Source organism: Streptomyces sp. CBMA156, assembly GCF_014596515.1.
In the GTDB taxonomy this organism is placed as follows: Bacteria; Actinomycetota; Actinomycetes; order Streptomycetales; family Streptomycetaceae; genus Kitasatospora.
The window spans coordinates 21,299-27,520 of the sequence record NZ_MSJQ01000351.1 but is presented as its reverse complement, the minus strand read 5'-3'; the positions used below and the strand labels follow the sequence as shown (position 1 = coordinate 27,520).

Annotated in this window: 4 protein-coding genes; 3 read left to right on the top strand and 1 reads right to left on the bottom strand. The window is 74.1% G+C overall.

Going from position 1 to position 6,222, the window contains the following annotated elements; genetic code table 11:
* The coding region (locus BU198_RS30525) for a DUF2156 domain-containing protein (RefSeq protein ID WP_188300088.1) at positions 1-2,507 on the top strand (2,507 nt) is incomplete at its 5' end.
* 77 nt (positions 2,508-2,584) lie between these two features.
* Here BU198_RS30525 and BU198_RS30520 read toward each other — a convergent pair.
* Complete coding sequence (locus BU198_RS30520) at positions 2,585-3,007, bottom strand: SsgA family sporulation/cell division regulator (protein WP_188300090.1); 423 nt, start codon at positions 3,005-3,007, stop codon at positions 2,585-2,587.
* Positions 3,008-3,320: 313 nt separating this feature from the next.
* Between BU198_RS30520 and BU198_RS30515 the strand changes: the two genes are divergently transcribed.
* Together BU198_RS30515 and BU198_RS30510 are read left to right on the top strand one after the other, a co-directional pair.
* The gene (locus tag BU198_RS30515; protein ID WP_188300087.1) at positions 3,321-5,153 is read left to right on the top strand and encodes a DEAD/DEAH box helicase; all 1,833 of its coding nucleotides are present in this window, start codon (positions 3,321-3,323) and stop codon (positions 5,151-5,153) included.
* 382 nt (positions 5,154-5,535) lie between these two features.
* Entirely contained in the window at positions 5,536-6,186 is a 651-nt protein-coding gene (locus BU198_RS30510; RefSeq protein ID WP_188300086.1) for an IclR family transcriptional regulator, read from the top strand.
* Positions 6,187-6,222 lie beyond the last annotated feature (36 nt).

Here is a 6,222-nt window from a genome sequence, read left to right as displayed (position 1 = left end):
GTGCGACCGGCCGCGGCACCGACCGGGCCCCGGCCACCCGGACGCCCGAGCCGCGCCCGCAGCGGGTCCGGCGGGCGGCCAGGGCGCTCGGTGCCCGGCTGCGCTCGGCGCCGCTGACGCTGGCCCTGCTGGCCGGGCTCTGGCTGCTCGGCGCGGCCACCGGCAGCCTGGCCCACGGCCCGTCCGACCGGCTGCTGGAACGGGCCGGGGTCGGAACGTCCACGCTGGCCGACGGCCACTGGTGGACGCCGGTCACCTCGGTGTTCTGGTGCTCGGGCAGCGGCTCGTACGTGTTCACCAGCCTGCTGCTGCTCCTGGTCGGCCCGGCCGCCGAGCACCGGCTCGGGCGGCCGCGCACCCTCGCGGTGCTGGTCGGCGGGCAGGTCGTCGGCACCCTGCTGGGCACCGCGCTGGTCGCGTTCGGCTCCTCGGCGGGGGAGCCGTGGACGGTCTCGGTGGCCGACCAGATCTCGGTCGGCCCCGCCGTCGGCCTGTTCGCGCTGGCCGGGGTGCTCGGTTACCGGCTCACCGTGCTCTGGCGCCGCCGGCTGCACCTGCTGGTGCTGCTCGTCCCGCTGGTGATGACGCTGTACGTGGGCCACCTGCAGAGCGTCCAGCGGTGCGCCGCGGCGCTGGCCGGGCTCGGCCTGGGCGCGCTGGTCAGCCGGGGCCGTCCGCACCTGCGCAGTCACCGCTCCTCGCACTCCGAGACCCGGGTGCTGGTCGCGCTCTGCCTGGTCGCCGCGGCCTTCGGGCCGCTGATCGCCTCGCTGTACGACAACGCCAGCGGGCCGTTCAACACCTTCTCGGAGCTGTACCTCTCGCACCGGCTCAGCCCGGAGGAGGTCGCCGACTTCTGCGCGGTGTCGGCGCACGACTGCGCCCGGGCGCACGCCGTGGTCCGGATCTTCGACACCCCGGGCCGGATGATGGCCGCGCTGTTCCCCGCGCTGCTGCTGGTGCTCGCCGAGGGCCTGCGCCGGGGGCTGCGGTTCGCCTGGCTGGTCACCGTGGCCACCGAGCTGCTCTGGGCGGCGCTGCTGTGCTGGCTGTACCTGGACGCCGGGCCGGTCGGCCGGGACGTGGTGCAGTACTTCGTCGAGGCGCTGCTGCTGCCGCTGCTGACCACCGTCCTGCTGCTGGCCACCCGCAAGCGGTTCCCGCTGCGGCTGGCCGGGCGCTCGGTGCGCCGGCTGGCGCTGGTGCTCGGCGGCGCGGCGCTCGCCTCCGCGGCCGCGTACGTGGGGCTCGGGCGGCTGGTGGCGGGCGAGTTCGAGCCGGGGGCGACCGCGCGCCGGCTGGTGGCCGGGCTGCCGGCCCAGTTCCTGCCGCCCGCGTACAACGACCTGCTGCCGGACTACCCGATCGCGGTCGGGCCGGTGGCGCGCCTCCTGGAGACGTACTGCGGGCTGGCCTTCTGGGCGGTCGCGCTGGCCGTGCTGCTGTCCGCCTTCCGCCGCCCGGTGCTGCACACCGACGCGGCGGCGGCCGCCAGGGCGCGGGCGCTGCTGACCGAGCACGGCGGCGGGACGCTCTCGTTCATCGCCACCTGGGACGGCAACCACTACTGGTTCGACGAGGGGGGCAGGGCGGCCGTCGCCTACCGGGTGGTGGGCACCGTCGCGCTGACCACCGGCGACCCGTTCGGCGCCCCGGAGGACCGGGCGGCGGCGGTGGCCGGCTTCGCCCGGTACTGCGACGCGCGCGGCTGGACGCCGTGCTTCTACAGCGTCTGCGGCGAGACCAGGACCGCCGCCGCGCAGCTCGGCTGGCGCTCGGTGCAGGTCGCCGAGGACACCGTGGTGCCGCTGCCCGAGCTGGCCTTCACCGGCCGCAAGTGGCAGGACATCCGCACCGCCCTCAACAAGGCCGGCAAGCAGGGCATCTCGGCCGAGTGGTGGGCGTACCACGAGGCGCCGCTCGCGCTGCGGGAGCAGATCCGGGCGATCTCCGAGGAGTGGGTCTCGGAGAAGGGCCTGCCGGAGATGGGCTTCACGCTCGGCGGGCTGGAGGAGCTGGACGACCCGGACGTGCGGGTGCTGATCGCGGTGGACGGGCAGCGGGTGGTGCACGGGCTGACCAGCTGGATGCCGGTGTACGAGGACGGCGTGCCGGTCGGCTGGACGCTGGACTTCATGCGCCGCCGCTCGGACGGCTTCCGCGGCGTCAGCGAGTTCCTGATCGCCTCGGCCGCGCTGGGCTTCAAGGAGGAGGGCGCGCGCTTCCTCTCGCTGTCGGGAGCCCCGCTGGCCCGCACCGGGCAGGACGGGGAGCCCACCGGGTTGCAGCGGATGCTGGACTGGATGGGCAAGGTGCTGGAGCCGGTGTACGGCTTCCGCTCGCTGCTGGCGTTCAAGGCGAAGTTCCAGCCGGAGTACCGGCCGATGTACATGGCGTATCCCGACCCGGCCGCGCTGCCCGGGATCACCAGGGCGATCGGCAAGGCCTACCTGCCGCACCTCACGGCGGCCCAGGGCGTCCGGCTGATGCGCAGGCTGTCGGGCTGAGCGGTGGGTCACAGTCCCCGGGCCCCGGACCCGGGTGACCGTGCGCCGCTGTCCCGGCCGTGCCGCCGGGCCGCCCGTCAGCCCAGCAGCTGGGCGAGCGCGCGGTCGGAGTCCAGGTGCAGGTGCTCCTCGCCCTCGGGGACGACCAGCCGGCTGCGCCACAGGAAGCGGCGCAGGTCGGCGGTGTCGAACTGGAGCATCGCGGTGCCCTCCGGGGCCCGCAGCTCGACCACGGTGCGCCGGCCGACCGAGGGCCGGACGTGGACGTCGCCGACGCCGGCCGGCAGCTCGATGCCCGCCGAGAGCAGCTGGCGGGCGAAGACCCAGACGATGTCCTCGGCGCTCTGGCCCTCGGCGTCGTCCAGCGAGAACTCGGCGGGGAAGGCCATCCGGACGGCCAGCGGGTCCTCGGGCAGGTAGGACAGCACCACGCGCAGCCGGACGGAACGGTGGAGGGAGAGGATCAGACGGGCCTGGACGGTCTCTTCGACGGTGCGCACGGGTGGGTCCCTTCGGTTCGGTGCGAGGCCGCACTCGGGCAGGTGGGGGTGGTGCGGCCTCACCCTGGTGAGAGTGCCGGGGCCCGGGGTGATTACCGGGTTCCACGGGACTTCCGGTGTGATCCGGGTCACAGCGATTTCCGGCCGTGCGGGCCCGGCGCGGAGCCTCGCCTGGAGGCCCGAACGGCGCCGGGCCGGTACGCTGGGCGGGTTGTGTCCGATTGCCGCCCGACCGCGGGGCGAGGCCGCAAAACCGCCTCTGACCTGCGATGATCCCCCCTCGGAGACCGTGAGTACTGCCGCCGCCTCCTCGATGCCGCTGTTCTCCGACACGTCGGAGCCGCAGGCGCCCGTCCGGTCCGTCGGCCATGCCGCGCCCGCCGGTTCGCACCACCTCTCCCCGGCCTTCCCCGGCCGCGCCCCCTGGGGCACCGCGGGCAAGCTGCGGGCCTGGCAGCAGGGTGCGCTGGACAAGTACATCGAGACGCAGCCGCGCGACTTCCTCGCGGTCGCCACCCCGGGCGCGGGCAAGACCACCTTCGCGCTCACCCTGGCCTCGTACCTGCTGCACAACCACCTGGTGCAGCAGGTGACCGTCGTCGCGCCGACCGAGCACCTGAAGAAGCAGTGGGCCGAGGCCGCCGCGCGGATAGGCATCAGACTGGACCCGGGGTACTCCTCGGGGCCGCTGTCCAGGGACTACCACGGCATCGTGGTCACCTACGCGGGCGTCGGGGTCAACCCGATGCTGCACCGCAACCGGACCGAGGCCCGCAAGACCCTCGTGATCATGGACGAGATCCACCACGCCGGTGACTCCAAGTCCTGGGGCGAGGCCTGCTTCGAGGCCTTCGAGCCGGCCACCAAGCGCCTCGCGCTGACCGGTACGCCGTTCCGCTCGGACACCAACCCGATCCCGTTCGTGGCGTACGAGGCGGGCGGCGACGGCATCCGCAAGTCCGTCGCCGACTACACCTACGGCTACGGGCACGCGCTGGCCGACCACGTCGTCCGCCCGGTGATCTTCCTCAGCTACAGCGGCAACATGCGCTGGCGCACCAAGTCCGGCGACGAGCTGGAGGCCAGGCTCGGCGAGCCGATGACCAAGGACCTGATCGCCCAGGCGTGGCGCACCGCGCTGTCCCCGCAGGGCGAGTGGATCCCGGCCGTGCTCCAGGCCGCCGACCGGCGCCTCACCGAGGTCCGCAAGGCGATCCCGGACGCCGGCGGACTGGTCATCGCCACCGACCAGACCGTCGCCCGCTCGTACGCCAAGATGCTGCGCGAGATCAGCGGCGAGAAGGTCACCCTGGTGCTCTCGGACGAGACCGAGGCGTCCCAGCGGATCTCCGACTTCGCGGCCGGCACCTCGCGCTGGATGGTCGCGGTCCGCATGGTGTCCGAGGGCGTCGACGTGCCCCGGCTGGCCGTCGGGGTGTACGCGACCTCGATCTCCACCCCGCTGTTCTTCGCCCAGGCCGTCGGCCGCTTCGTGCGCGCCCGCAAGCGCGGCGAGACGGCCTCGGTGTTCCTGCCGACCATCCCGATGCTGCTGGGCTTCGCCAACGAGATGGAGGTCCAGCGCGACCACGTGCTGGACCGGCCGAAGAAGGAGGGCGAGGGCCTCTTCGACGAGGAGGACCGGCTGCTCGCCGAGGCCGAGCGGGCCAATGACGGGCCGGACGGCGCGGGCGGCGAGGAGTTCTCCTACGAGGCGCTGGGCTCCGACGCGGTCTTCGACCGGGTGCTCTACAACGCCATGGAATTCGGCATGCAGGCCCACCCGGGCAGCGAGGAGGAGGAGGACTACCTCGGCATCCCGGGCCTGCTGGAGCCCGACCAGGTGCAGATGCTGCTCCAGAAGCGCCAGCACCGGCAGATCCAGCGCAGCAAGACCAAGCCCGCCGAGGAGGCCGACCTGCTGGAGCTGCCGGCCGAGCAGCGGCCGGTGGTCACCCACCAGGAGCTCAGGGAACTGCGCAAGGAGCTGAACGCGCTGGTCGCCGCCTGGCACCACCGCACCAGCCAGCCGCACGGCACCATCCACAACGAGCTGCGCCGCCAGTGCGGCGGGCCGCTCACCGCCCAGGCCACCGCCAACCAGCTCACGGCGCGGATCGCGAAGATCCGGGAGTGGGCCAAGTAGCACGCCCGGGAGCCCGCGGAGGAACGCTTCGGCAACGGGCGCGGCACCGCCCCGCCCGTCCCGGGGTGTCCGCACTCCGGACCGGGGGCGCGTCCGCACCCTGACGCACCCGGCGAATCGCGGGGGTTCGTCCGGATTTCGAGGCGGCGTTGCCGTCGATCACGCCCGAATTTTGGACAACCACTTCCGTCGCGTCATTTCCTTCACTACCTTTCCCCCACGCTCTTCCGCCGGGCAACCCCCGCGGGACGGCGCCGCAGGGCCGTGCGCGTCAAGGACGACGCCGTACGGGCCCGAGCGCGGCCACCCCCACCTGCGCGCGACACCGGCCTTGGAACGGCGCCGCCCGCCCCGCGAGCGCCGCGGAAAGGATTGCCCCGTCGTGACTGCCGAGACCTCCCAGACCCTGGACCGCGGCGTCCGGGTCCTCAAGCTCCTCGCCGACTCCGAGCGGGGGCTCACCGTCACCGAGCTGGCGGCCCGGCTGGCCGTCAACCGGACCGTGGTCTACCGGCTGCTGGCCACCCTGGAACAGCACGGTCTGGTCCGCCGGGACATCGGCGGGCGCGCCCGGGTGGGCCTCGGCGTGCTGCGCCTCGCGCACCGGGTGCACCCGCTGCTGCGCGAGGCCGCGCTGCCCGCCCTGCGCAGCCTCGCCGAGGACCTCGGCGCCACCGCCCACCTGACCCTGGTGGACGGCAACGAGGCACTGGCCGTCGCCGTGGTCGAGCCGAGCTGGACCGACTTCCACGTCGCCTACCGGACCGGACTGCGCCACCCGCTCACCGAGAGCGCGGCCGGCCGGGCGATCCTGGAGGCGCGCACCTTCCCCAGCCAGCGCCGGCCCGAGCAGGGCTTCGTCATCACCCGCGCGGAGGAGCAGTCGGGGGCGAGCGGGGCGGCCGCCGCGCTGCTCGGGCTGAGCGGCATCGAGGGCAGCGTCGGCGTGGTGATGCTGAACGGCATGGTGCCCGAGCGGGTCGGCCCCCGGGTGGTGGAGGCGGCGACCGAGGTGGCCGACGCCCTCAGGTAGCGCCCGCGCACGGTGTCGGGTGTGTTTGGATTCCCC

Excerpts from the sequence above, each read along its gene's own strand:
- BU198_RS30515 (WP_188300087.1), top strand. The coding sequence starts at position 3,321 with ATGCCGCTGTTCTCCGACACGTCGGAGCCGCAGGCGCCCGTCCGGTCC.